Source organism: Agromyces sp. NPDC055658 (assembly GCF_053618155.1).
In genome coordinates this window covers 67041-91960 of the sequence record NZ_JBSHHD010000001.1, presented here as the reverse complement: position 1 = coordinate 91960, position 24920 = coordinate 67041, and the positions used below count along the sequence as shown (strand labels likewise).

The 24920-nt window shown below is 71.5% G+C and carries 22 protein-coding genes; 9 read left to right on the top strand and 13 right to left on the bottom strand.

All coding sequences use genetic code 11. The features are described 5' to 3' along the window. Positions 1-182 precede the first annotated feature (182 nt). Both ACWGPE_RS00450 and ACWGPE_RS00445 read left to right on the top strand, forming a co-directional pair. On the top strand, positions 183-578 hold the full coding sequence (locus ACWGPE_RS00450) for a hypothetical protein (protein ID WP_231429152.1): 396 nt from the start codon (positions 183-185) through the stop codon (positions 576-578). Between the two features lie 94 nt (positions 579-672). Further along, a complete protein-coding gene (locus tag ACWGPE_RS00445; RefSeq protein WP_231429153.1) occupies positions 673-1056 on the top strand; it encodes a hypothetical protein in 384 nt (127 codons plus the stop codon). Between the two features lie 20 nt (positions 1057-1076). On the opposite strand, the gene efeB is transcribed toward ACWGPE_RS00445, so the two are convergent. From efeB to efeU, 3 genes are read right to left on the bottom strand one after another with little or no spacing between them, the layout of a single operon-like run. Continuing rightward, positions 1077-2393: an iron uptake transporter deferrochelatase/peroxidase subunit gene (gene efeB / locus ACWGPE_RS00440; RefSeq protein WP_275505952.1), complete on the bottom strand. Its 1317-nt coding sequence runs from the start codon at positions 2391-2393 to the stop codon at positions 1077-1079. A gap of 1 nt (position 2394) precedes the next feature. After that, positions 2395-3603 (bottom strand): iron uptake system protein EfeO, encoded by a 1209-nt coding sequence (efeO, locus tag ACWGPE_RS00435; RefSeq protein ID WP_231429155.1) that lies wholly within the window; start codon positions 3601-3603, stop codon positions 2395-2397. 35 nt (positions 3604-3638) lie between these two features. After that, positions 3639-4493, bottom strand: coding sequence for an iron uptake transporter permease EfeU (efeU, locus tag ACWGPE_RS00430; RefSeq protein ID WP_231429156.1), 855 nt, complete (start codon positions 4491-4493; stop codon positions 3639-3641). Positions 4494-4654: 161 nt separating this feature from the next. On the opposite strand from efeU, the gene ACWGPE_RS00425 reads away from it, so the two are divergent. Continuing rightward, positions 4655-6790 (top strand): S9 family peptidase, encoded by a 2136-nt coding sequence (locus tag ACWGPE_RS00425; RefSeq protein WP_452047877.1) that lies wholly within the window; start codon positions 4655-4657, stop codon positions 6788-6790. Between the two features lie 9 nt (positions 6791-6799). On the opposite strand, the gene ACWGPE_RS00420 is transcribed toward ACWGPE_RS00425, so the two are convergent. Beyond that, on the bottom strand, positions 6800-7408 hold the full coding sequence (locus ACWGPE_RS00420) for a dihydrofolate reductase family protein (RefSeq protein WP_231429158.1): 609 nt from the start codon (positions 7406-7408) through the stop codon (positions 6800-6802). Positions 7409-7533: 125 nt separating this feature from the next. Here ACWGPE_RS00420 and ACWGPE_RS00415 point away from each other — a divergent pair, with 125 nt between their 5' ends. From ACWGPE_RS00415 to ACWGPE_RS00390, 6 genes are all read left to right on the top strand, one after another. Continuing rightward, the gene (locus tag ACWGPE_RS00415) at positions 7534-8853 is read left to right on the top strand and encodes an FAD-binding oxidoreductase (protein ID WP_231429159.1); all 1320 of its coding nucleotides are present in this window, start codon (positions 7534-7536) and stop codon (positions 8851-8853) included. Positions 8854-9034: 181 nt separating this feature from the next. Beyond that, positions 9035-10063 carry a 5-dehydro-2-deoxygluconokinase gene (gene iolC, locus ACWGPE_RS00410; protein WP_452047876.1) on the top strand — a complete coding sequence of 343 codons (1029 nt, stop codon included), beginning with the start codon at positions 9035-9037 and terminating at the stop codon, positions 10061-10063. Further along, on the top strand, positions 10050-10952 hold the full coding sequence (locus tag ACWGPE_RS00405) for a class I fructose-bisphosphate aldolase (protein WP_452047875.1): 903 nt from the start codon (positions 10050-10052) through the stop codon (positions 10950-10952). The genes iolC and ACWGPE_RS00405 overlap by 14 nt, the downstream gene beginning before the upstream one ends. Positions 10953-10974: 22 nt before the next feature. Beyond that, a complete protein-coding gene (gene iolB / locus ACWGPE_RS00400; protein WP_452047874.1) occupies positions 10975-11955 on the top strand; it encodes a 5-deoxy-glucuronate isomerase in 981 nt (326 codons plus the stop codon). A gap of 11 nt (positions 11956-11966) precedes the next feature. Continuing rightward, a complete protein-coding gene (gene iolD, locus ACWGPE_RS00395) occupies positions 11967-13850 on the top strand; it encodes a 3D-(3,5/4)-trihydroxycyclohexane-1,2-dione acylhydrolase (decyclizing) (RefSeq protein ID WP_452047934.1) in 1884 nt (627 codons plus the stop codon). A gap of 563 nt (positions 13851-14413) precedes the next feature. Beyond that, on the top strand, positions 14414-14710 hold the full coding sequence (locus ACWGPE_RS00390) for a hypothetical protein (protein WP_231429163.1): 297 nt from the start codon (positions 14414-14416) through the stop codon (positions 14708-14710). On the opposite strand, the gene ACWGPE_RS00385 is transcribed toward ACWGPE_RS00390, so the two are convergent. The 9 genes from ACWGPE_RS00385 to ACWGPE_RS00345 all read right to left on the bottom strand — a co-directional run bounded on the left by ACWGPE_RS00385 (position 14628) and on the right by ACWGPE_RS00345 (position 24894). After that, positions 14628-15329, bottom strand: coding sequence for a Pr6Pr family membrane protein (locus tag ACWGPE_RS00385; RefSeq protein ID WP_231429164.1), 702 nt, complete (start codon positions 15327-15329; stop codon positions 14628-14630). The two genes, ACWGPE_RS00390 and ACWGPE_RS00385, sit on opposite strands and share 83 nt — an antisense overlap. A gap of 44 nt (positions 15330-15373) precedes the next feature. Further along, the gene (locus ACWGPE_RS00380; RefSeq protein WP_231429165.1) at positions 15374-15619 is read right to left on the bottom strand and encodes a hypothetical protein; all 246 of its coding nucleotides are present in this window, start codon (positions 15617-15619) and stop codon (positions 15374-15376) included. A gap of 72 nt (positions 15620-15691) precedes the next feature. Next, positions 15692-16456, bottom strand: coding sequence for a GntR family transcriptional regulator (locus ACWGPE_RS00375; protein ID WP_231429166.1), 765 nt, complete (start codon positions 16454-16456; stop codon positions 15692-15694). Between the two features lie 72 nt (positions 16457-16528). Further along, positions 16529-19306, bottom strand: coding sequence for a glycoside hydrolase family 38 N-terminal domain-containing protein (locus ACWGPE_RS00370; protein WP_452047873.1), 2778 nt, complete (start codon positions 19304-19306; stop codon positions 16529-16531). 55 nt (positions 19307-19361) lie between these two features. Further along, complete coding sequence (locus tag ACWGPE_RS00365) at positions 19362-20618, bottom strand: CehA/McbA family metallohydrolase (protein WP_452047872.1); 1257 nt, start codon at positions 20616-20618, stop codon at positions 19362-19364. A 4-nt stretch (positions 20619-20622) separates the two neighbouring features. Beyond that, on the bottom strand, positions 20623-21699 hold the full coding sequence (locus tag ACWGPE_RS00360; protein WP_231429169.1) for an ABC transporter ATP-binding protein: 1077 nt from the start codon (positions 21697-21699) through the stop codon (positions 20623-20625). After that, complete coding sequence (locus tag ACWGPE_RS00355) at positions 21699-22562, bottom strand: carbohydrate ABC transporter permease (RefSeq protein ID WP_231429170.1); 864 nt, start codon at positions 22560-22562, stop codon at positions 21699-21701. Before ACWGPE_RS00355 ends, ACWGPE_RS00360 begins: the two co-directional genes overlap by 1 nt. Next, a complete protein-coding gene (locus ACWGPE_RS00350; protein WP_275505942.1) occupies positions 22559-23491 on the bottom strand; it encodes a carbohydrate ABC transporter permease in 933 nt (310 codons plus the stop codon). Before ACWGPE_RS00350 ends, ACWGPE_RS00355 begins: the two co-directional genes overlap by 4 nt. Further along, complete coding sequence (locus ACWGPE_RS00345) at positions 23491-24894, bottom strand: extracellular solute-binding protein (protein WP_275505941.1); 1404 nt, start codon at positions 24892-24894, stop codon at positions 23491-23493. The genes ACWGPE_RS00350 and ACWGPE_RS00345 overlap by 1 nt, the downstream gene beginning before the upstream one ends. Positions 24895-24920: the final 26 nt, after the last annotated feature.

Here is a 24920-nt window from a genome sequence, read left to right as displayed (position 1 = left end):
TCGGACCGGGGCCTGCCCGCCGGGGTGGGCCCTGAGGTCGGCGGCGAGTATCGTGATCGACGACGCGGACTGCCGCGACCTCGCTGTCGCCTCGACGCTCGACCGCACCGCCGCGATCGGCCCGCGAACCGCCCGTGCACGCAGTAGGAGACCACGCAGTACGAACAGAGCGGAGGCCAGCTGTGAACGAGATCGTCACCGTCACGCCGTGGCATCCCTGGCCGCTCGCGATCCCCATCGTGATCGCGATCGGCGGCATCGTCGTGTCGAGCATCGGCACGCGCCGGCACTCGAAGCCGGTGCGCGAGCTCGGCAGCGCGATCTTCTTCCTCGCCGCACTCGGGGCGCTCGCGATGTTCGGCTTCATGCCCGGCTCGTGGGATCAGGGTGCGCGCGCCGACGCGCTCGTCGGGCTCGGCTACGAGTCGCCGACGTTCTCGGCCGAGCAGATCACCGGCCCGGGCGAACCGGCCGTCATCGCGTTCCAGGCCGAGCGCGACGGCGAACGGGTGCGAGGGTTCCTCAAGAGCACGGGCGGCGACCAGTGGCAGGTCACCGAGGTCGAAGAAGACGACTGAACGGGATGCCTCGGCGCCGGCGCCGGCAGCAGGGATGGATGCCCGCGCAGGCGCCCGGTATCGTCGGGTCATCAGGTGAGGCGAGGAGGCCCGAATGACCGAGGTCGTCACCATCGCGGCATGGAACCCGTGGCCGCTCGTGATCCCGCTGCTCATCGTGTTCGGCGGCACCGTCGTGGTCGCCATCGGCGTCCGGCGCAGGGGCTCGCGGATGATCGAGCTCGGCGTGTTCGCGGCGATCGGCGGGCTCGTCGCCGGGGGGCTCATGACCTGGGGGATGTCGCAGGCCTGGGATGCCGAGGCGCAGCGGGTCGCACTCGCGGAGCTCGGCTACACCGACGCCGAGGTCACGGCCGGTGAGGAGCGGTCGGGATCGCAGCCCGTGCTCGACTTCGTCGGCGTGCTCGACGGACAGCACGGCGAGCGGGGCCGGCTGCGCCACGTCTCGGGCGACCGGTGGGAGGTCGTCGAGTTCTGACCGCCTCGGCCGTCAGCGGCTCAGGCGAACAGCTTCTGCCCCACGAACTCGCCTTCGGAGACGCCGCCGGGCACGGCGAAGATCGCCGAGCCGACGTGCTTCAGGTACTCGTTGAGCCCGTCGGTCGCGAGCGACGTCTGGATGTCGATGAACTGCTTCGGCGACCGCTGGAACGACAGGAAGAACAGGCCCGCGTCGAGGCGGCCGAGCTCGTCGTTGCCGTCGACGAAGTTGTAACCGCGACGCAGCATGCGCGCGCCGTTGTTGTTCGACGAGTGCGCGAGGCGAACGTGGGCGTTGGTGTCGATGAGCGGTGCCCCGGTCGCTCCCTCGGCCTCGAAGTCGGGCTCCGTGAACTCCGTGCCGCCCGAGAGCGGTGCGCCCTCGCCCTTCGACCGGCCGACGAGCATCTCCTGCTCGCCGAGCTGCACGCGGTCCCAGTTCTCGATGATCATGCGGATCCGCCGCGCGACGAGGTACGAGCCGCCCGCCATCCACGCAGGCCCGTCGGACTCCGCGACCCAGACCTGCTCGTCGACGACGTCCGTCTCCTCGGCCTTGACGTTCGCGGTGCCGTCCTTGAAGCCGAACAGGTTGCGAGGCGTCGCCTGTGCGGTCGAGGTCGACGAGGTGCGGCCGAAGCCGAGCTGCGACCAGCGCAGCGTCGCCCGCCCGAACGCGATGCGGCTGAGGTTGCGGATCGCGTGCACCGCGACCTGCGGGTCGTCGGCGCACGCCTGGATGCAGAGGTCGCCACCCGTGCGTGCCGGTTCGAGGGCGTCGCCCTGGAAGCGCGGCAGCGGCGCGAGCTCCGGCGGTCGGCGGCTCGCGAGGCCGAAGCGGTCGGCGCCCGAGGCGTCCTCGAAGATGCCGGGCCCGAAGCCGAAGGTGAGGGTCAGGCCCGCGGCCGGGAGCCCCTGCGCCTCGCCGGTGTCGGCGGGCGGCGCGTAGTCGGAACCGCCCACGGCGCCGCCCTCCTCGACGTCGAGGCCCTGCGACAGCCGTGCGGCCGCGTTCGTCCAGTCGGTGAGCAGCTCGATGAGGCCCTCGCGATCGAGCGACGCATCCACGTCGAACGCGGCGAAGTGCAGGCGATCCTGCGCGGGCGTCGTGATGCCCGCCTGGTGCATTCCGTAGAAGGCATACGAGGATGCCGCAGAGCCGGCGCCGCTCACGGAGGCCGACGCCGACGACATCGCGGCGCCCACCGCGGCGGCCCCGCCGGCGAAGCCGACCGCTGCGCCCGCGGCGCCCGCACCGAAGAGGCCGAGCAGGCCCCGGCGCGAGACGCTCGGCGTCTCCTCCTGGGGTGCCGACGTGGGCTCCGTGTCAGACATGTCAGACCCCGAGCACCGTGGCCGTGAGCTGCGAGAGCGGCTCGGCGAGCGCGTTGACCTGGTCGCTCAGCGCCTTCTTGTCGGCGTCGGTGAGCTCGCTGTAGTTCACGAAGCCCTCCTCGAGCGAGCCGTACTTCGCGAGCTCGGCCTCGAGTGCGGCGAACTGCTCGTCGATCTCGGCCGCGAGCTCGGTGCCCTCGTCGCCCTTCGACTCGGCGAGCGGGCGCACCGCGCCGAACGCCACGCCGGCGCCCTGCACGTTCGCCGCGAAGTCCGAGAGGTCGGTGCCGCTCCACCAGTCCTCCTCACCGGTGATCTTGCCCGAGGCCACCTCGTCGAGCAGCGCGATCGCGCCGTTCGAGATGTCGGCGAGACCGACCGAGAACGACTCGTCGGTGACGAGCTCGTGCAGCTCGGTGACGTCGGCGACGAGGCCCTCGGCGTACGCCGTGCGCTCCTCGGGCGTCGACGGCGCCCAGCCCTTCAGGGCGTCCTGGCCGTCGGAGTTGAGGTCGCCGGGCTGCGGCGCCCAGAGGTCCTTCTCGATGCGGTGGAACCCCGTCCACTCGAGGCCGTCGGCGACGGCGTCGACCTCGCGGAAGTCGATCTTCGGGTCGAGGTCGCCGAACGCCTCGGCGGTCGGCTCGATGCGCTCGTAGGGCACGCGCGCCGCCGCGAACAGCGAGCGCGCCGTCTCGTCGTCGCCCGCCTTGTACGCGTCGGCGAACTCCTGCACGAGCGGCAGCAGCTCGCTCGTCTGCGAGCGCACGTACGCGAGGTACTCGGTGACGGCCTGGTCGCTGAGCTCCTGCTCTCCGGAGGACACGGTGGAGGCCTCGCCGGTGACCGTGAACTCGGCGAGCCCGACGGGCGCCCCGACCTGCTGGAACTTGCACGCCGTGTAGTAGGTGCCCGGTTCGAGCTGCGCCGTGAAGTCGACCTGCTGGCCAGGGGTGACGTTCTCCTTCTCGCCCACGATGCGCAGCTTGTCGTCGGCAAGGATCTCGAACTCGTTGACCTCGGTGCCGTTGTTCTCGAGCGCGAAGGTGACCGCGCCGGCGGGGGCGGTGTCGACGGCGACGGCGCAGCCGTCGTCGGTGATGTCGACGCCGATCGCCTGTGCGAGATCGGCCTTCGCCACGCACCCGGTGAGGGTGAGCGCGGTGAGTGCGGTCACGGCGACGGAGGCCGCGAGGGCACGACGGGTCATAGGTGGCTCCTGGTTCGAGGGTGATGAGGGAAGAATCAGTGGGCCGCGACGACGGCCGAGGCCGCCGCCGGGGCGGGCTTGGGAGCATGGCGGCGCCCCAGCATCACGAGATAGAGCGTCACCGTCACGGCGACGTAGACGACCCAGCCGATGACCTGCGCCCACGTCGGCTGCGGGGTGAAGTTGAAGATGCCGCCGAGCAGCGAGTCGAGCCAGCCGCCCGCGGGCACGACCGCGGTGAGGTCGTAGGCCGCGGTGCCCCAGCCGGGGATGACCGAGGCCTCCTGCAGGTCGCCGATGCCGTACGAGAGCACGCCGGCGGCGACGAGGATGAGGAAGAGCCCGGTCCACGTGAAGAACGTGCCGAGGTTGAATCGCACGAGGCCCTTCGAGATGCCCCACGAGATGACGACGGCCGTGGCGATGCCCGCGAGGGCGCCGAGCGTGCCGAGCACCGGGTCGCTGCCACCGGAGACGTTCGCCCACACGAAGAGCGCGGTCTCGATGCCCTCGCGCCCGACCGACAGGGCGCCGAGCAGCACGAGCGCCCACGTCGAGCGCTCGACCGCGGCATCCACCCGCCCGCGCAGTTCGCTCGAGAGCGTGCGGCCGTGGGTGCCCATCCAGAAGATCATCCAGGTGACCATCGCGACGGCGACGAGCGACAGCACGCCGCCGAGGATCTCCTGCGCCTGGAACGTCATCGCGTACGGGCCCCAGGTGAGCAGGGCGCCGACCCCGAGCGAGACCGCAACGGCGATGCCGATGCCGATCCAGAGCCGGCCGCGCAGCTCGCGGTGCCCGATCTTCGAGAGGTACGCCAGCAGGATGCCGACGATGAGACCGGCCTCGAGGCCTTCGCGAAGGCCGATCAGGTAGTTGGCGAGCACGCGCGTCTCCAGGGATGAACGATGTGGGGGCTGAGCCGTTGAAGGGCTGAGCTAAGGCTAACCTAAGTCGACAGCGGAGCAAACTTCAGTTTCCTTACCCATGGAGTTCGAGCGGCCGGCGGCCGTGACCCCCCAACGACCCCCGGAGTAGCGTGGACCTCGTGCTGACTCCGCCCAAGACTCCGAAGCGACCGATCGAACGCGTGCACCACGGCGACGTCGTCGTCGACGACTACGAGTGGCTGCGCGACAAGGACGACCCCGAGGTCATCGCGCACCTCCACGAGGAGAACGCCTACACGAACGCGAAGACCGAGCACCTCACGATCCTGCAGGAGCAGGTCTTCGAGGAGATCCGCACCCGCACGAAGGAGACCGACCTCTCGGTCCCGGTGCGCGAGGGCGACTGGTGGTACTACAGCCGGACCGTGGAGGGGCTCGAGTACCCGATCCACTGCCGCGTCGCGGCGGCAGGCCCCGACGACTGGGAGCCGCCGGTCATGGACGGCTCGGGCGCGGCGCTTCCGGGCGAGCAGGTGCTGCTCGACGAGAACGTCGAGGCCGAGGGCCACGAGTTCTTCGCGCTCGGCAGCTTCGACGTGTCCACCGACGGCGCCCTGCTGCTCTACGGCGTCGACGTCGAGGGCGACGAGCGGTACACGATCCGGCTCCGGGCGCTGGATGACTCGGCGCGCGAGTTCGCCGACGAGATCGAGGGCACCGCGGCCGGCGCGGTGTTCGACCCGAGCGGACGCTTCGTGTTCTACGCGACCGTCGACGAGTCCTGGCGGCCCGACACGATCCACCGCCACGAGGTCGGCGCCGAGGCATCCGGCGACGTGGTCGTGTTCTCGGAACCCGACGAGCGCTTCTGGCTCGGCGTCGGGCTGACCCGCAGCCGCCGCTTCCTCGTCCTCGAGGCGGGGTCGAACGTGACGAGCGAGACCCGGCTGCTGGATGCCTCGGATCCGACGGGTGAGTTCTCGGTCGTGTGGCCGCGCAAGGAGGGCGTCGAGTACGACGTCGAGCACGTCGTCGCGGGCGGACGCGACCGGCTGCTCATCACCCACAACGACGGCGCGGTGAACTTCGAGCTCGTCTCGGTCGCGGCCGACGACCCGCAGGGTCCGCGCCGCATGCTGCTGCCGCACAGCGCCGACGTGCGCATCGAGGGCGTCGACGCGTTCCGCGACTTCGTCGCCCTCGAGTACCGGCGCGAGGGGCTGCCCCGGGTCGCGGTCGCGAAGGTGCCGGCCGGCGGGCTCCCCGCCGATGCGACGCCCGACGACACCCTCCACGAGCTCGCCTTCGACGAGGAGCTCTTCTCGGTCGGGCTCGCCGGCAACCCCGCGTGGGACCAGCCGACGCTGCGCCTCGGCTACACGAGCTTCACGACCCCGTCGACCGTGCTCGACCTCGTCGTCGCGACGGGCGAGCGTCGGCTGCGCAAGCGGCAGGCCGTGCTCGGCGACTACGACGCCACCCGCTACGCGCAGCGCCGCGAGTGGGCGACGGCGACCGACGGCACGCGCATTCCGATCTCGCTCGTGTACCGGCACGACCTCGTCACGCTCGGCGAGCCGGCGCCGACCCTCTTGTACGGTTACGGGTCGTACGAGCACTCGATCGACCCCGGCTTCGGCATCCCCCGGCTGTCGCTGCTCGACCGCGGCATGGTCTTCGCGGTCGCGCACGTGCGCGGCGGCGGCGAGATGGGGCGGCTCTGGTACGAGCACGGCAAGAAGCTCGAGAAGCGCAACACCTTCACCGACTTCATCGCGGCCGCCAGGCACCTCGTCGACAACGACATCACCGCCCCCGACCGGCTCGTCGCCCAGGGCGGCAGCGCCGGCGGCCTCCTCATCGGCGCAGTCGCGAACCTCGCGCCGAAGTACTTCTCGGGATTCCTCGCCGAGGTGCCGTTCGTCGACCCGCTCACGTCGATCCTCGATCCGTCGCTGCCGCTGACCGTCATCGAGTGGGACGAGTGGGGCAACCCCCTCGACGACGAGGAGGTCTACTCGTACATCAAGTCGTACTCCCCCATCGAGAACGTGCACGTCAACCACTACCCGCCGATCCTCGCGGTGACCTCGCTCAACGACACGCGGGTGCTCTACGTCGAGCCGGCGAAGTGGGTGGCGAAGCTGCGCGACGCGGGCGCCGACCCGCTGCTGAAGATCGAGATGGCCGCCGGGCACGGCGGGGTGTCGGGCCGTTACGCGGCCTGGCGCGAGCGCGCCTTCGCGTACGCGTGGGTCATCGACGCGGCGGGAGCGCACCCGAGCGGCGAGTGACGTGATCGTTCACCGCTGCACGTCGTAGGTGATGTGCGTCACGAGGTCGGTCTGCAGCACGTCGACGGGCGTGAACTCGAGGTCGAGGCCCTCGAACAGGCGTGCGCCCGAGCCGAGCGTGATCGGCGCGACGCTCACGATGATGCGGTCGATGAGCCCGGCCCTCAGGTACTGCTGCACGGTGCTCGCGCCGCCGGCGATCGAGATGCGGCCGCCGCCGCCCACGGAGGCCCTCGCCCGGTCGAGCGCGTCGTGGATGCCGGTCGTCACGAAGTGGAACGTCGTGCCGCCCTCCATCTCGACGGGCTCGCGCGGGTGATGGGTGAGCACGAAGACGGGGCCGTGGTACGGCGGGTCGTCGCCCCACCAGCCCTTCCACGAGTCATCGGGCCACTCGCCTCGTACGGGGCCGAACATGTTGCGGCCCATGATGTACGCGCGCGGCGCGAGGATCTGGTCGACGATGGGCTGCGCCTCGTCGGGCTGCTCGAACATCCAGCGGTGCAGCGACTCGCCGCCCTCGCCGAGCGGATCTTCGAGCGACTGGTTCGGGCCGGCGACGAAGCCGTCGAGTGAAACCGTGATGTTGGCCGTGACCAGGCCGTCGTCGAACGTCATGCCGAGCACCATACGCCGTGGCGCCGACACCCGCTACGACCCCGACGCGGTCCCATGCGCGCGCATCCATTCAGCGGTGAGCGAGCACGCTTCCGCGTGTCGGCGGCCGCTGCCAGACTGACGAAATGTCTCTTCTCACCGATCTGAGCGAGCAACTCCCAGGCCGGGCCTTCGGTCCCGGCGCATCCGAATACGACACCGGCCGCACCGTCTTCGCGGGCGCCGGCGACCCCGAGGCCGTCGTGCGGCCGCACACGGTCGACGAGATCGCGACCGCGGTGGCCGCGGCATCGTCGGCCGGCCGTTCCATCGCCGTCCGCAGCGGCGGGCACGGCCTCCTCCCGGTCGACGACGGGCTCGTCGTCGACATGGGCGAGTTCGACACGATCGAGGTCGACGACGCCGGCCTCGTCACCCTCGGCCCGGCCGCCCACTGGGGCGACGTCGCGGCGGCGCTCGCGCCCCGCGGTCTCGGCATCAGCTCCGGCGACACCCGCCAGGTGGGCGTCGGCGGGCTTCTGCTCGGCGGCGGCATCGGCTGGCTCGTGCGCACCTACGGCCTCACGATCGACGCGCTCCGCGAGGTCGAACTCGTGACCGCAGCGGGCGAGGTGCTCATCGTGAACGCCGAGTCGCACCCCGACCTGTTCTGGGCGCTGCGCGGCGGCGGCGGCAACTTCGGCGTCGTCACGCGCTTCACCGTGCAGGCGAGCTCCGTCGACGGACTCGTCGGCGGTTCGATCCACTTCGACCGCTCCGACGTGCCGACCGTGCTGCGGGCCTGGCGCGAGGTCATGCGCGCAGGCTCCGACGACCTGAACTCGTCGATCATGCTCATGCCCCCGATGGGTCCCGAGATGCCCGGCGGCCCGCAGGTCGGCATCGCCCTCCGCGGAACCGAGGCCGAACTGCGCGAGCTCGCCGCACCGCTGCTCGCGCTGCCGTCGGTCACGAAGGTCGACCTCGCACCGCTCGCGTACGGCGACTTGCTCGAAGACGCCCCGCCCGGGCGACCGCCGTTCCAGTTCGTGGGCGGCAACGGCTTCGCGCCCGAGGTCTCCGACGAACTGCTCGAGGCGGTCGCCGCGGCGTACGCGCGCGACGTGCCGACGATGGCGCTGCTGCGCTGGCTCGGCGGCGCGTTCTCGAGGGTCGCTGCCGATGACACGGCGATCGCCCATCGCGACGCCGAGGCGCTCGTCGTCGTCAACGGCGTGCTGCCGGCCGATGCCGCTCCCGAGCTCGTCACCGCGGTGAAGGCGGGCAGTGATGCGGCGATCGCGTTCACGACCGGTTCGTACGGCGGCTTCGAGGCGAACCGCAGCGACGAGATCACGGCATCGATGTACCCGCCGGCGACGCTCGAGCGACTCCGCCGCATCAAGGCCGAGGTCGACCCGGGCAACGCGTTCCGGCGCAATCACAACATCGCACCGGCGGGCTGAGCGACCTCGTGACGCACCCGGGTCGCGGCACCCGCCGCGGCCCGGGTTTCGTCGTGCCCGGCCCGAACCGTCCTCGGCCGTCATATCTGTCAAACTTTGTTAGGACATTCTGTGTAGACTGATCGCACCGCGAGCGCCGGGGAAGCGCTCGCGGCCCCGAGAGAAAGTTGTACGGCGCAGTATGACCAGCACCACCGCAACGAGCCGGTTCGAGATCATCACGATGGGGCGGGTCGGCGTCGATCTCTATCCGCTGCAGGACGGCGTGCATCTCGAAGACGTCGACACGTTCTCGAAGTCCGTCGGCGGCAGTGCGACGAACGTCGCCATCGCGGCGGCCCGGCACGGCCGGTCGAGCGCCGTCATCACGCGCACGGGCGACGACGCCTTCGGCCGCTACATCCGTCGCGAGCTCGGCGGCTTCGGCGTCGACACCGCGTTCGTCGGCACCGTCGACGCACTGCAGACGCCCATCACGTTCTGCGAGATCTTCCCGCCCGACCACTTCCCGCTGGTGTTCTACCGCAGCCCGAAGGCGCCCGACCTCGAGATCACGGCCGAGAGCCTGCCGCTCGACGCGATCCGTGACGCCGGTGTGTTCTGGGCGACGGTCACGGGCCTCAGCGCAGAGCCGAGCCGAGCCGCGCACCACGCCGCGTGGGCCGCCCGCGAGCGGCGGCCGCTCACGATCCTCGACCTCGACTACCGACCCATGTTCTGGTCGTCGCCCGACGAGGCCCGCCGTGAGGTGAGCCGCGCGCTCGACCACGTCACCGTCGCCGTCGGCAATCAGGAGGAGTGCGAGATCGCCGTCGGCGAGCGCGACCCGCACCGCGCCGCCGATGCGCTGCTCGCCCGAGGCGTCGAGCTCGCGGTCGTCAAGCGCGGTCCCGACGGCGTGCTCGCGAAGACTCGCGACGAGACGGTCGAGGCCCCGAGCTTCCCGGTCGACGTCGTCAACGGGCTCGGTGCGGGCGACGGCTTCGGCGGCGCGCTGTGCCACGGGCTGCTCTCGGGCTGGCCCCTCGATCGCACGATCGCCTTCGCCAACGTCGCCGGAGCGATCGTCGCCTCGCGTCGTGAGTGCTCGACGGCGATGCCGACGACCGCCGAGGTCGAGGCCCGGCGCAGTACCGGTCCCGGGCGCGCCGCGGGCGAAACCGGCCCCGCGAGCCGTCTGCCGGAAGGAGCGTCCGATGTCGCACGGTGATCGATACCTCGAAGAGGCCCGATTCGACCGGCTGCGCGAACTGCGCGCGGCCGGGCCCGGTGCGATCGCCGACGCCCACGCCGGCCGCACCCGCCGCCCGCTGCTGGGCGAAGACGGGCGCCTCTTCATCCTCGCCGCCGATCACCCCGCGCGCGGCGCGCTCGGAGTCGGCGACGAGCCGATGGCGATGGCCGACCGCTACGAGCTGCTCGACCGGCTGGCGCTCGCGCTCTCGCGCCCGGGCGTCGACGGCGTGCTGGGAACCCCCGACATCGTCGACGACCTCGCGCTGCTCGGCCTCCTCGACGACAAGGTCGTCGTCGGCTCGATGAACCGCGGCGGCCTCCGCGGCGCGAGCTTCGAGCTCGACGACCGGTTCACGGCCTACGACATCGACGGCATCGTGCGCGACCGGCTCGACTTCGCGAAGACGCTGCTGCGCATCGACCTCGACGATCCCGCCACGGCCGCGACGATCGAGGCGACCGCCCGAGCCGTGACGGATGCCTCGGCGGCGAGCCTGCCCATCATGCTCGAGCCGTTCATGAGCACGCGGAGAGACGGCCGCGTCGTGAACGAGCTCAGCACCGAGGCGGTCATCACATCGGTGGCGATCGCGGCGGGTCTCGGGTCGAGCTCGGCCTGCACGTGGATGAAGCTGCCCGTCGTCGACGACATGGCGCGGGTGATGGCTGCGACCACGATGCCGACGCTGCTGCTCGGCGGCGAGCGCACCGCCGACCCCGAAGCGGCCTACGCGAACTGGCGCGACGCGCTCGCGCTGCCCGGCGTGCGCGGCCTCGTCGTCGGACGTACGCTCCTGTATCCGCCCGATCACGACGTGCAGCACGCCGTCGACACCGCCGCCGCGCTCGTGCACGACGCCTGACGCGAGATCTGGGAGACGAGAGATGAGCACCGACGCCGCCTGGTTCCACCCGCACGGCTCGCTCGCCCGCGACGGCTGGAGCATCGTCGTCGACGATTCGCTGCCCGGCTGGCGGCACACGGGCCTGCGGGTCGCCGAGCTCGGCGACCGCGGCGATGCGGGTCTCGAGCTGCCCGCGGGTGAGATCGAGCGCCAGCTCGTGCCGCTCGGGGGCGGCGGCGTGCACGTCGAGGTCGTCGACGCCGACGGCACCGCTCACGCGTTCGACCTCGACGGCCGCGGCTCCGTGTTCGACGGGCCGACCGACACGCTCTACCTTCCCGTCGGGGCGAGCGCCGTCGTCACCGGCCCCGCCAGGCTCGCGGTGGCCGAGGCGCCCGCGACCACGAGGCATCCGCTTCGGCTCATCGGTCGCGACGAGGCGCCCGTCGAACTGCGCGGCCGCGGGCAGGCGAGCAGGCAGGTGCACGACCTCGGCACGCCCGCCGTCATGGCGGCCGATCGGCTCATCGTGTGCGAGGTCATCACGCCCGCCGGCAACTGGTCGTCGTACCCGCCGCACAAGCACGACGAGGAGGTGCCCGGCGTCGAGTCGCAGCTCGAGGAGATCTACTACTTCGAGGCGGCCGTCACGCGCGGGGATGCCTCGCGGCCGGCGCCGCACGGCACCGCCGAGCCGTTCGCGCTGTTCTCCGCGTCATCCTCGTCGGTGACCGAGATCGCGATCGACGAGCGGGTCACGACCGGCGACGTCGCGCTGCTGCCCGGCGGCTACCACGGGCCGGCCGCCGCGGCGCCGGGCTACGACCTCTACTACCTCAACGTGATGGCCGGCCCCGGCGAGCGCGTCTGGCGCATCACCGACGAGCCCGCCCACGCCTGGGTGCGCGACACGTGGGACGACGAGATCGTCGACCCGCGGCTGCCGTACCCGGCGTCGGCTCCGGCCTCGCACCCGACCGCGGCCACCGCGACCGCGCCGAACGAAGGAACCCCGCAGTGACCACCAAGCGCATGACCGTCGGCCAGGCACTCGTCGAGTTCCTGGCCCACCAGTGGACCGTCGACGGCGACGTGCGGGAGCGCACGATCCCGGGCGTGATCGGCATCTTCGGCCACGGCAACGTCGCCGGGCTCGGCCAGGCGCTCATGGAGTCGAACGCCGCAGACCCCGAGCAGATGCCGTACTACCAGGCGCGCAACGAGCAGGCGATGGTGCACCAGTCGGTCGGCTACGCGCGCATGCGCCGCCGGCGGGCGACGTTCGCGAGCGCTGCGTCGGTCGGGCCGGGCGCCGCGAACATGCTCACGGGGGCGGCGCTCGCGACGAGCAACCGGCTGCCCGCACTGCTGCTGCCGAGCGACACGTTCGCGACCCGGGTCGCCGACCCCGTGCTGCAGCAGCTCGAGCTGCCGCACGACACGAGCGTGCAGGTGACCGACGCGTTCCGGCCGCTGTCGCGGTACTTCGACCGGGTCGAGCGGCCCGAGCAGCTCTTCTCGATCGCCCTCGCCGCGATGCGCGTGCTGACCGACCCGGTCGAGACGGGCGCCGTGACGATCGCGCTGCCCGAGGACGTGCAGGCCGAGGCGATCGACGTGCCGCTCGCCTTCCTCGCCGACCGCGAGTGGCACGTCCGCCGGCCGGTGCCCGAGGCGGGCCCGCTCGAGCGCGCGGTCGCGGCGATCCGGGCCGCGAAGCGGCCGTTCATCGTCGCGGGCGGCGGCGTGCTGTACTCGGGCGCCGAGGACGTGCTCCGTCGCCTCGTCGAGGCGACCGGCATCCCCGTCGGCACGACCCAGGCGGGCGGCGGCGCCCTGCCGTGGGATCACCCGGCCTACCTCGGCGGCGTCGGCGCGACCGGCACGACGGCCGCGAACCGGCTCGCCGCCGAGGCCGACCTCGTGATCGGCGTCGGCACCCGGTACAGCGACTTCACGACGGCGAGCCGCACGGCGTTCCAGCACCCCGACGTGCAGTTCGTGAATCTCAACGTCGCGTCGTTCGACGCGTACAAGCACGGCACGCAGCTGCCGCTCATCGCCGACGCGCGTGAGGGCCTCGAGGCCCTCGCGCGAGCACTCGAGGGCTACCGCGTGGGCGACGACCTGCGTGAGCGCATGGCGCGCGAGAAGGCCGAGTGGGATGCCTCGGTCGACGCCGCGTTCGAGCCGTCGGGCCGCGATCGGCCGAGTCAGGCCGAGATCATCGGCGCGGTGCAGGCGGCGAGCGACCCGCGCGACGTGGTCGTGCAGGCCGCGGGCTCGCTGCCGGGCGACCTGCACCGCATGTGGCGGGTGCGCGACCCGCTCGGCTACCACGTCGAGTACGCGTTCTCGTGCATGGGCTACGAGATCGCGGGCGGCCTGGGCGTGCGGCGTGCGGCGCCCGACCGCGACGTCATCGTCATGGTGGGCGACGGCTCGTACCTGATGCTGCACACCGAGCTCGTGACCGCCGTCGCCGAGGGGCAGAAGCTCATCGTCGTGCTCGTGCAGAACCAGGGCTTCGCCTCGATCGGCAACCTCTCGGAGTCGGTCGGCTCGCAGCGCTTCGGCACCCGCTACCGGGAGTACGACGAGGTGGCGCGCAACTTCCAGGCCGGTGCGGTGCTGCCCGTCGACCTCGCCGCGAACGCGCGCAGCTACGGAGTCGACGTGATCGAGATCGCGCCCGGTCCCGACGTGATCGCCGAGCTCGGCCGGGCGATGGCGACTGCGAAGGCCTCGGACACCACGACGCTCATCCACGTCGAGAGCGACCCGCTGCTCGGCGGGCCCGACGGCGGCGGCTGGTGGGACGTGCCCATGTCGGAGGTCTCGTCGACGCCGAGCATCCAGGAGGCTCGCGCCGGGTACGACGAGGCACGCAAGGCGCAGCGCCCGCTGGTCGGCTGAGCCCGTCGAGCGTTCTCCGGCGCCGACACCTGTACGGGCCGCCCGGGCACCGATGGCGTGAGGACCCCGGGCGCAACCACGCACCGGTGGGACTCGATGGGGAGGCCGTCAGTGGGTGCTTTCGTCGATAGGGCCCGCGGGGTCGGTGCGGTCTGCGGAGTCGGCCTGTCGGTGCTGCTTCCGACCGGATGCGCTTCGGTCGGCGTTGCGGGTGCGGCGACCACGGCGCACGGGGCCATCGAGGTGGCGGTGGTCGAGCCGATGACCGGCGATCATCTCGTGGTGGCGCTTCCCGACGACATGACCGTCGAACGGTTCGTCGAGGCCGTGGCACGTCACTGATTTCGGAGATGGTGGAACCTTTCGGCCGGTGCCGGACATATCTCTAGTGCGGCGGCCGTCTGCACCGGCCGCCGCACCAGCTTCGCGCCCGGCGTGAGAAAGGAACCGACGATGCTCCCACTCGGGCCGCCCGACTCGACCCAGCCGCCGACTGTGCCGATCGACTTCACGGCGTACCTCCCCGACCCGGCCGACGAACCGACCGATTAGGCTGACCGCCCATGGCGGCCCGCGCTGTCGACGCCGACGGCGTGCGGGCGTACCCTACGGCCATGGGCGTCACCGGCGAGACCTGGCCGGCACTCGCACTCGCGAGCATCTTCGTCACGCCGTTCGTGCTCTGCCTCGTCGCGTTGCCCTGGCTCGTGCGCGCGCGGCACCGCCACCGCACGGCCGCTCACATCGTCGGTGCGGTCGTCACCTCCGACGAGGTGTTCAACCCCGAGGCATCCGCGCCGACGATGGTGCTGGGGGCGCAGACGGCACTGCCGTGGGCGGGCCCGCATCGGCGATCGTGAACACCCGCAGTCGACTGGCCGCCCACACGAGTGCACCCGCCGCGAGCAGCGCGGCGAGCAAGCCGACGACGTGGGCGACGAGCGACGGCAGCCCCCGCTCGAGCAAGAGGAATCCGTAGGGAACCCAGCCGTCGGTGACGCCGCGTGCGAGCACGACGACGAGCCAGGCGATCGGGTACGGCAGGACGAGCCAGAGTCGCCGCCACGGCAGCGCCGGTCGGTCGGCGACGAGCATCCAGTCGAGCACGACCGCGACCGGGAAGACGAGGTGGAGCAGGGCGCTCACCCAGGGGGGCGCCGACCCCGTGCCCGGCACGAGCAGGTTGTAGACGAGTGCGACGACGACGAGGCACGCGACGGCGATGCCGCGCGCCGTCGAGAGCCAGTCGGGCACGCGGCGACCTCGGAGCGCGATCGCGCCGGTGCCCACCAGCACGACGCTCGTGAGCAGGCTCGTCTGGTTCGTGAAGTAGCCGAAGAAGTCGAAGGCGCTGCCGTCGCCGACGGAGACACGGAGTGCGTAGGCGTATCCGAGCACCGCGATGCACACCGCCGCCGCACCGATGCGCGCTCCGGCGATCGCGCGAGCAGCGTTCGGCGGCCGTCGGCGCGGGGTCATGCGGGCCAGCCTAGTGAGCGCATCGGCGCGGCTCGGAGGACGGTTCAGGAGCAGCGGTCGACGAGGTCGTACTGCATGCCACCGATCGCGGCGGACTCGACGCCCGCGACCTCGTACACGACGCGGATCCCTTCGGCGTGACCCGGTGCTTCTCCGCGTTCGACGATCACAGCGACCGACAGCGGGTCCCCCGCCTTCACGGTCGCGCCCCGCGCCGGCACGCGGTCTTCCAGTTCGGGAATCGCCGGCGGATACTCCGCCGCGATGATGGCCCCCGAGTTCGCGATCACCCCTCGCGCCCCGCATCGACCAGCGAAAGCTTCCTCACGATCACCGATGAGCGCGCCGCCGCACCCCGCCGCTCACCGATCGACGAGCGTCACCTCGAACGAGTACCGGTCGGGTCGGTAGCAGTGCTGGCCGAACTCGACCGCGACGCCCGAGTTGTCGAACGCCGTGCGCGACATCGTGAGCACGGGCGCGCCGCGCGAGAGGTCGAGCAGTTCGGCCTCGCCGGCGGTCGCGGCCCGGGCGCCGATGCGCTGCTTGGCGACGCGCATGGTCACGCCGCGGGCACGCAGCAGCTGGTAGAGCCCGTGCTTCTCCAGCGCCTCGCGGTCGAGGTCGATGAACGGCTCGGGCAGCACGTTGTCGAGGATCGCGAGCGGCACCCCGTCGGCACTGCGGAGGCGCCGGATGTGCAGCACGGGGCTTCCGAGCTCGACGCCGAGCGCCTCGGCGACCCGCTCGTCGGCGGCGCCCTGCTCGACCGCGAGCACCGCGGTCTCGGGCTTCTGGCCCGATCGCTCGAGGTCTTCGTAGAGGCTCGTCAGCTCGACGTTGCGCGTGACCTTTCCGTGCACGACCTGCGTGCCGATGCCGCGCCGGCGCACGAGCAGCCCCTGGTCGACGAGCTCCTGAATGGCACGGCGGATCGTCGGTCGCGACAGCCCGAGGCGGGCCGCGAGCGCCACCTCGTTCTCGAGACGCGACCCCGCGGGCAGCGTCTCGTCGCGGATCGCCTGCTCGAGCCGGCTGGAGATCTGGTAGTACAGCGGCACCGGCCCCGAGCGGTCGAGGTCGAGGAACAGCTCGACGGGAAGTCGCTGCTCGGGGAGCTGGGCCATCGTTTCTCCAGTTGTTCGGATGTTCTGACAGTAGACGGTCGGCGGGTCTCGCGGTTCACCCGTGACCGAGGGTCACGCGGATCGCCGCCGGAACGTCTCGATGCGCGCCGCCCCGATCTCGAACGACGCGAGGTCGACGTCGGTCTCGAGCGCGGCGCCGGTGAGGTCGGTGCGGTCCCAGACGCCGTCGGCACGGGCGGCGAGCGGCTGCGCCGCACCCCGGTAGTTCACGAATCGCGCCTCGAGCACGGGCGCGCCCGAGGCATCCGTCACCGTACGCAGCGACTCGAGCACGACATCGCCGCCGACCTCGAGCACCGGTCCGGCGGGCAGGTCGTCGGCCGCGCCGGCGGCTCCGCCCGCGCCCGCGACGCCGCCCACGACCTCGGGGCCGCCGCGAGTGCCGCGCACGACCTCGGGTTCGGTGCGCACGAGCTCCGACCAGCGGGCCGCTCCCGACTCGGCCCAGCCCGCGGCCGAGGGCAGCACGGCGAACGAGGTGCGCACGCGGGTGCCGAGGTACTGCGCACCCGGAACCTCGAACTGGCCGCCGGCCGGCTCGTCGCGCAGCGGGTGCACGTTGACGCTCATCATGCCGACGGCGCGCACGAGGGTGAGCGCGATCGCATCGTCGCCCGAGCGCTCGTCGGCGACGACCTCGTATTCCGAGTGCTTCGTCACGATGAGGCTCGCCCGCCCCGCGTGCACGAACCGGGCGGCCGGGTAGGTCGGCAGCGGGAACTCGCCCCAACCTCCCTCGCCCTCGCGGCCGCGCTCGGTGACGACGTACTGCCCGGCGGCCGACGAACGGGCAAGCGCCCGCTCGGCCGTGGGTACGAGCACGCGCAGGCGGTGGTCGGCTGCGGGGTTCACGAAGTCGACCTCGACCCGCAGCATCGGCTCGCCCTCGCGCAGTTCGAGCACGGTGTCGACGACGAGCGGCACGGATGCCTCGGCGCGGGCGTCGTGGTCGCGGGCGTCGAGCCGTGCGGGCACGGCGTACCGGCGCCGCACGCGCAGCCGCCCGCGCAGCGGGCCCGCTTCGAGCACCGCGACCTCGACCTCGTCGGGGTCGGTCACGGCCGTCGCCGCGGACACCGGGCCGTAGTTGTAGGAGTCGCCGCGGTCGCCCTCGTCGACCAGCCGCAGCGCGTCGCGGAGCACGGTGCCGTCGGCGGCCTCGATCGTGACGTTGCCGCGCTCGTCGACGGTGGCGGTGAGCCGCCGGTTCGCAAGGGTGCGGCCGCTGGCCGTCACCGGGTCGTCGGACACCGTCGCGGTGGCGGGGTCGAGCTCGGCGAGCGCGATGCCGCCGACGTCGACGCCGACGAGTGCGACGCGGCGGGGGTCGGCCATGATCTCGACCCGCCAGGTGCGCTCGCCGGTCGGGTCGGAGGCGATGCGCCGCTCGAGCTCCTCCGTGAACGCGGCGAGATCGAAGTCGCCGACGGGCGCCTCGGCCACCTGGAACCGGACGCCGTGGTCGGTGAAGGTCCAGTCGTTGATGAGCTGGCCGAACAGCTCGCGGCCGTGGATACGGGCGAGCAGCTTGCGCAGTTCGCGGGTCGCCATGGTCTCGTCGCCGAGCACTTCGGGCAGCGCGTCGAGCAGCTGCACGCCGCTTCCGAGCTCGAGCCGCTCGGGGTCGTGCAGTCGGATCTCGACGTGCGCCCGCCGCGCGAAGCCGGTCGGGTTCGCGACGACGTGCCGGTCGGGCGTCACCGAGGCGGCGATGCGCTCCATCGTGCGCAGCACGACGCCGCGGGCGACGTGCGCGGCGGTGGCGAGCCGGCCCTCGACCTCGCTCGCGGTGGCGTCGACGCCGCAACCGGTCACCGAGTCGTGCGCGGTCGACTCGACGAGCCGGTACCAGGCGGTGTCGAAGAACGCGCGGTGGTCGTCGGAACCGAACGCGGCGTCGAGCCGCTCGGCGACGCCCAGGCGACGCTCGGCGTCGGCCATCGCCTGCTTGAGGTTCGTGCGGATCGAGAAGACGCCGGGCAGCAGGTTGCCCCGCGCGTGCGAGCGCAGCTCGCCCGCGACGACGGGCAGGCCCGCGAGCGCGCCGTCGTCGCCGGCCGCCCACCCGGGTGCGACCCGGCGCACGTAGCCCTCGGCGGTGTCGACGGTGAGCTCGACCTCGCCGTTCGCCGCCTCGACGACCTGCATGAGATCGGCCGGCGGCGCGCTGTGGTCGGTGCCGAGCATGCCGAGGATCGGCTCAGAGCCGTAGCGGCCCGCGACCTGGTCGCGATACTCGCGCACGAGTCGGTCGAGCTGCCCCGGCAGGGCGAACAGGTCGAGCGCGTTGCCGTAGCCGTCCATCAGGTACTCGGTGCGCACGGTCGAGCCGTCGGGCGCGGTCCACGCGAAGGCGTGCGAGTCGACCCGGGCGGGCACTCCGCGCCACAGCATCGCGTCGCGCAGGCCGAAACCGCGCAGGAGCTGCGGCATCTGCGCCGAGTGGCCGAACATGTCGGGCAGGTACCCGAGCCGCATCTCGGTCCCGAGCCGGCGGCTCGAGCGCAGCCCGAGCTCGAGGTTGCGCACGATCGTCTCGCCGTCGCACAGGAACTCGTCGAGCAGGATGAGGAACGGCCCCACCGCGAGCTGCCCCCGCTCGACCGCAGCGACGATGCGCTCGCGCTGCTCGGGCCGCATCTCGAGGTAGTCGTCGACGGCCGCGGCCTGCCCGTCGAGCGTGAACCGGTAGCCGGGGTTCTGCTCGAGCGTGTCGAGCAGCCGGTCGACCATGTGCACGAGGCGCAGCCGGAAGACGTCGTGCGGCTCGTACCACTCGCGGTCCCAGTGGGTGTGCGGCACGATCACGAGTTCGTCGGGGGTGTCCATGGGCGGCTCCGGGGTGAAGAAGGAAGGGGCGGAGGTGAAGGAGAAGGAGTTGGGCTCAGGCGCAGAGCGCCATGATGCGGCGGTCGGCGAGCACCAGGTAGTGGGGTCCGTCAGCCGGGTCGGCCGCGAACGACTCCCGCGCGGCACGCACCGATCGCCGTCGGCCGAAACCGTCGACGAGCACGAGCCCCTCGGCGTCGACCGCGACGACCTCGTCGCCGAGACGCACGAGGGCGGGTGCGCGCATGAGCTCGGGCATGAGCACCGTGCCGTCGAAGCGACCGCTGCCCGTGATGGCGGTGCGACCGGCGCGCACCCCCTCGAGGATGGCCTCGGCCGAGGCATCCTCGGCGGCGACCCACGTGGTGGGGGTGCCGGGTCGTTGCGGCTCCTCGAGCATGTGCACGTCGCTGCCGCCGAGCAGGGTCGCGCCGGCGGGCCAGGTGCGGAACCAGGCGAACGGCGCCGTCGAGATGAGCTCGAGGAACCACGTCGCGTGCCACAGCTCGACCGCCGCGGGGCGGCGTTCGAGACGGTGCAGCCACGAGCAGTCGCCCGAGATCGGGTGGTTGATGCTCAGGATGCCTCCGCGCCGGTCGACCTCGTCGACCCAATGCTGCGCAGGTTCGCGGAAGTCGATCCAGCCGATCTCGCCGAACGCGTTCGCGTGGCCGCGATGGGTCGTGACCTCCTGGCCCGGCAGCAGCGTGATGCCGTGCTTCGCACCCTCGCCGGGCAGGTGGGCGTGGTGGCTCACGGTGTTGTGGTCGGTCACCGCCATGAAGTCGAGGCCGGATGCCACGCCGAGTGCCGCGAGCCCGCCGATCGGGAGTCGGCCGTCGGAGTGGATCGTGTGCCCGTGGAAGTCGCCGGCGAACCAGGTCAGTCCCGCCTCGGCCGGGAGCCCGCGATCGCTGCCGCGCACCGCGCGGGCGACCGGTGCGGCCTCGGGCACCGGTGGCACCGGTCGCGACGAGGGCATCGTGATCTCGACTTCGACCTCGACGCCCTGGAGCGGCACGCGGTGGAGACCGAGCACGACGTTCCACTCCCCCGGCTCGAGTTCGCCCGGAAGGTACCCGGGCGTGGCATCCGTCGCCGTGATGACGTACTCGGTGCGCGCGCCGCCCGACCAGCCGCGCCAGCCGCCGGCACCGGCGCAGCCGAGGTCGATGCCGGACTCGCTCGGGTCGAAGCGGATGACGACCTCGAGCGAGTCGGTGCCCGCGGGCACCTCGAACGGCACGTTCAGGTACCGATCGGCGTTCTGCACGTCGACCGTGACGGCGACGGTGCGACGGATCGTCGTCACCGCGTCACCCGATGCGCTCGGTCGACTCGGCATCGAAGAGCAGGGTCTTCGAACCGGTCGGCACGAGGTAGCCGCGGTCGCCCGGGGCGGGCTCGTGGTCTTCGGGCACGACGACCTGCAGCTTGTGGCCGTCGACGTGCACCGCGATGAGCACGCTCGCGCCGAGGTTCTCGACGACGCTCACCTCGGCCGCGATCGCGCCCGGCTCGTCGGCCGTGGTCCAACGCAGGTACTCGGGTCGCACGCCCCACACGACCGACTGGCCCTCGCGCACATGGTCCTCCGTGCCCGGGGGCAGGGTCGTCGACACGGCGTCGCCGATCGCGATCGCCCCGGCCGAGACGGTGGCCGGCACGAGGTTCATCGGGTTCGATCCGATGAAGCCCGCCACGAACGTGTTGTTCGGCCGCTGGAAGACCTCGCGCGGCGAGCCGATCTGCTGCAGCTTGCCCGCCTTCATCACCGCGATGCGGTCGGCGAGCGCGAGCGCCTCGGCCTGGTCGTGGGTCACGAACACCGTGGTCACGCCGAGGTCGCGCTGCAGCTCCTTGAGGAAGGTGCGCGCCTCGAGCCGCAGCCGCGCATCGAGGTTCGACAGCGGCTCGTCGAGCAGCAGCACGTCGGGCCGGGTGGCGACCGCCCGGGCGAGGGCCACGCGCTGCTGCTGGCCGCCAGAGAGCTGTCCGGGCCGGCGCTCGATGAGGCCCTGCAGGCTCAGGCCGTCGGCGACCTTCTCCGCCGTCGCACGGCGGTCGTCGCGCTTCACGCGCTTGATGCGCAGCGGGTAGGCGATGTTGTCCGCGACATCCATGTGCGGGAACAGGGCGTAGTCCTGGAAGACCATCGCGACGCCGCGGGCGCCGGGCTCGGCGTCGGTCACGTCGCGGTCGCCGATCACGAGCTGCCCCGACGAGATCGCCTCGAGGCCCGCGATCGAGCGCAGCAGGGTGGTCTTGCCGCAGCCCGAGGGGCCGAGCAGGGCGAAGAACTCGCCGTCGTTGATCTCGACGTCGACCTCGTCGACGCCGCGCACCCCGCCGGGGTACTCCTTGACGAGTCGGGTGGCGTTGATGCCGGCCATCAGGACTTGATACCTCCATGGAAGCGGAAACCGTAGCGACGGTTCACGACGAAGTAGATGATGAGGACGGGAGCGGAGAACAGCAGGGCGAAGGCCGAGATGAGCCGGAGGTCGGCCTGTCCGCTCTCGGTGTAGAAGGTGTACATGAGCACGGCGGCCGGCTGCAGGTCGGGGCTGCGCAGCAGGATGAACGGCACCAGGAAGTTGCCCCACACCTGCACGATCGTCCAGATCGCGATGAACGCGAGGCCCGGCCGCGCGATCGGCACGACGACGTCGCGGAGGATGCGGAAGGGACCTGCGCCGTAGAGCCGGGCCGACTCCTCGTACGACTTCGGGATCGAATCCATGAAGTCCTTGAGGATGAAGATGACGGTGGGCAGGATGCCGCCGGCCAGCACGAGCAGCACGCCCGTGTAGGTGTTGATGAGCCCCAGCGAGGTGATGATCTGGAACGTCGGCACCATCGCGGCCGTGCCGGTCACGATCGACGAGAGCAGCAGCAGCCCGTAGAGGATGCCGTCGCGCCCCGGGATGCGGATGCGACTCATCGCGTAGGCGGCGAGCGCGCCGAGCACGACGACGATGATCATCGTGCCCACGCCGAGCAGCAGCGAGTTGCCGATCGAACGCATGGCGTACGGGTTCTGGAAGAGGCGCGCGAAGTTGTCGAGCGTCCAGTCGGGCCACTCGAGCGAGAGCGTCGGGGTCGCGTCGAACGGCGCGAGCACGAGCCACACGAGCGGCAGCGCGAACAGCAGGCCGACGATCGTCAGCACGAGGCCGAAGGCGACGCGGGCGAGGTAGTGCCGCACGGTCGTGTTCGACGCGACCTTGCGCACGGTTTCGGTGCTGCCGGTCATCCCTTCTTCCTTCCTCTCGACACGCGGATGTAGGCGAGCGCGATGACGAGGTTGATGAGCAGCATGATGAGCGAGATCGCGGCGCCGAGGCCGAGCTGGCCGCCGGGGATCGCCGTCTCGTAGATGTACACCGAGAGGATCTCGGTCTTGCCGTTCGGGCCGCCCGCCGTGACGAGGTAGGGCGTGAAGGTGTTGAACGTCCACAGCGTGATGAGCAGCGTGTTCGTGAGGATGTGACCCTTGATGTTCGGGATGATCACGTCGCGCAGCTGCTGCCATCCCGAGGCGCCGACCATCTTCGCGCTCTCGATCTGCGACGGTGGCACGGCGCTCAGCGCCGACGAGAACAGCTGCATCGAGAAGGCGGTGCCCACCCAGATGTTGAAGAGGATGATCGCCTCCATCGGATGCTCGATCAGCCACGCGTAGCCGTCGGTGCCGAGGAGTCCGTTGAGGGTGCCCGAGCGCCGGTCCATGAGCACGAGCCAGAGGAACGAGGCGACGGAGGCCGGGATCACCCAGGCGGCGAGCACGAGGCCCTCGATGAGGGCCTTCACCCAGCCGTGGATGTTGCGGACCGACCATGCGAGCGCGAAGCCGATGAGGGTCTGGCCCACGATGCCCGAGGCGACCACGAAGACGAGGGTCAGCCACAGCGAGTTCCAGAACGACGGATCGGTGAGCGCCTCGACGTAGTTGTCGAGGCCGACGAACTCGGGCGACGCGGCCTGCAGGCCGGTCAGCCGGTAGTCGGTCATGCCGAGCCAGATGGTCCAGACCGCCGGGAACAGCAGGAACAGCCCGATGAGGATGAGGGCGGGGGCGACGAAGATGCCGGCGCGGGCCGTGCCGAGGCCCGCGACGTCGTCGGCCCGCCGACGGCGGGGAGCCGTGAGGCTCCCCGCCGGGGTGGTGGTGCTCGCCGTCATCAGTCACCCGAGACCGCGTCGTCGCCGACGATGTCCTTGAGCGAGTCGACGTAGGTCGCCAGGGCGTCGTCGACGCTCGTGCCCGACACCACGTCGAGGCTTGCCTGCTGCATCGCGGTCGAGACCTGCGGGTACGCCGCGAGTGGCGGCCGGTACGCGGTGATCGGCAGCACCTCTTCGCTCACGTAGGTCAGCATCGGGTCTTCGGAGAGGATCTCGTCATTGACGTCGGTGCGCGGCGTGATCGAGATCGTGCCCTCGTTGCGGGCCTCGTAGGCCTCCTTCGAGTTCATGAAGGCGAGCAGGTCCCACGCGAGCTCGGGGTGGTCGCTGTTGGGGTTGAGCACACGACCCGTGCCGCCCGACATCGACACGAAGTCCTGGTCGTCGATGCCCGAACCGGGCTCCATCGCGGGGATCTTGGTGTAGCCGACGACGTCGTCGCGGTTCGCCATCGGCGCGGTGCCGACGCCCTCTTCGGGATTGATGACGCTGCGCCAGAAGTAGTCGCCCTCGAGCAGGATGCCGATCTGGTTCGCGGCGAACATCTGGAACGAGGTGTCGCGGCCGGACGCCTCCTGCTGCAGCACGGCGTCGCCGAGGCCCTCGTCGACGTAGATCGTCTTGTAGAGGTCGAGCACGTCGCGCATGCCGTCGGTGTCGCCGACCCACTTGTCGTCCTCGTAGACCTGCTCGCCGGTGCCGACGAGCATCGGCAGCATGCCCTGCATGGTCGTCGCCTCGCCCATCGCCGTGCCGGCGTTGAGCTGGATCGGGGTCACGCCGTCGAGCTTCTTGAGCGCCTTGCCGGCCTCGATCACGTCGTCCCAGCTCTCGGGCTGCCAGTCCGCCGGCAGGCCCGCCTGCTCGAACAGGTCCTTGTTGTAGTAGAGCACGCGGCCGTCGGCGCCCTGCGGCACGCCGTAGCGGTCGCCGTCGAACGAGACGGCGTTCTGCACGGCCTCGGGGATCTGGTCCCAGCCCTCCCAGCCGTCGACGGCGTCGCCGCCGACGTCGCTGAGCGGCTTGATGTAGCCGGCCTCGGCGAACTCGCCGACCCAGATGCCGTCCATGCCGATGATGTCGGCGCCCTCGCCCGACTGCAGGTCGAGCGCGATCTTGGTCTTGTAGTTCTCGTCGTCGACGCCCTGGGGCTCGAACTCGACGGTGACGTCCTTGCCCTCCTCCTTCATGGCGTCCTCGAACTGGGGGATCACCCAGTCGGTGACCCAGTCGGCCTCGGCAGCGTTCTTGCCGCCGGTGATGGCGTTCGCCGTGATCGTGAGGGTGACGGGACCGTTCTCGTCATCGTTCGAGTCACCGGAGCATCCGGTGAACACGAGTGCGCCGGCTGCGGCGAGTGCGATCGCCGCGACGGTCTTGCGCCTTGCGTGGTGGATCATCTTCGACCTCTCTCTGGTTCGCGGCC

What these genes read in the sequence shown, in the direction of transcription:
- ACWGPE_RS00360 (WP_231429169.1), bottom strand. Translation starts at nt 21,699, where the DNA reads ATGGCCGGCATCAACGCCACCCGACTCGTCAAGGAGTACCCCGGCGGG.
- efeB (WP_275505952.1), bottom strand. Translation starts at nt 2,393, where the DNA reads ATGTCTGACACGGAGCCCACGTCGGCACCCCAGGAGGAGACGCCGAGC.
- ACWGPE_RS00420 (WP_231429158.1), bottom strand. Translation starts at nt 7,408, where the DNA reads ATGACGTTCGACGACGGCCTGGTCACGGCCAACATCACGGTTTCACTC.
- ACWGPE_RS00390 (WP_231429163.1), top strand. Translation starts at nt 14,414, where the DNA reads ATGGCGGCCCGCGCTGTCGACGCCGACGGCGTGCGGGCGTACCCTACG.
- efeO (WP_231429155.1), bottom strand. Translation starts at nt 3,603, where the DNA reads ATGACCCGTCGTGCCCTCGCGGCCTCCGTCGCCGTGACCGCACTCACC.
- ACWGPE_RS00370 (WP_452047873.1), bottom strand. Translation starts at nt 19,306, where the DNA reads ATGGACACCCCCGACGAACTCGTGATCGTGCCGCACACCCACTGGGAC.
- iolD (WP_452047934.1), top strand. Translation starts at nt 11,967, where the DNA reads ATGACCGTCGGCCAGGCACTCGTCGAGTTCCTGGCCCACCAGTGGACC.
- ACWGPE_RS00405 (WP_452047875.1), top strand. Translation starts at nt 10,050, where the DNA reads ATGTCGCACGGTGATCGATACCTCGAAGAGGCCCGATTCGACCGGCTG.
- ACWGPE_RS00445 (WP_231429153.1), top strand. Translation starts at nt 673, where the DNA reads ATGACCGAGGTCGTCACCATCGCGGCATGGAACCCGTGGCCGCTCGTG.
- ACWGPE_RS00415 (WP_231429159.1), top strand. Translation starts at nt 7,534, where the DNA reads ATGTCTCTTCTCACCGATCTGAGCGAGCAACTCCCAGGCCGGGCCTTC.
- ACWGPE_RS00375 (WP_231429166.1), bottom strand. Translation starts at nt 16,456, where the DNA reads ATGGCCCAGCTCCCCGAGCAGCGACTTCCCGTCGAGCTGTTCCTCGAC.
- iolB (WP_452047874.1), top strand. Translation starts at nt 10,975, where the DNA reads ATGAGCACCGACGCCGCCTGGTTCCACCCGCACGGCTCGCTCGCCCGC.
- ACWGPE_RS00345 (WP_275505941.1), bottom strand. Translation starts at nt 24,894, where the DNA reads ATGATCCACCACGCAAGGCGCAAGACCGTCGCGGCGATCGCACTCGCC.
- ACWGPE_RS00385 (WP_231429164.1), bottom strand. Translation starts at nt 15,329, where the DNA reads ATGACCCCGCGCCGACGGCCGCCGAACGCTGCTCGCGCGATCGCCGGA.
- ACWGPE_RS00350 (WP_275505942.1), bottom strand. Translation starts at nt 23,491, where the DNA reads ATGACGGCGAGCACCACCACCCCGGCGGGGAGCCTCACGGCTCCCCGC.
- iolC (WP_452047876.1), top strand. Translation starts at nt 9,035, where the DNA reads ATGACCAGCACCACCGCAACGAGCCGGTTCGAGATCATCACGATGGGG.
- ACWGPE_RS00355 (WP_231429170.1), bottom strand. Translation starts at nt 22,562, where the DNA reads ATGACCGGCAGCACCGAAACCGTGCGCAAGGTCGCGTCGAACACGACC.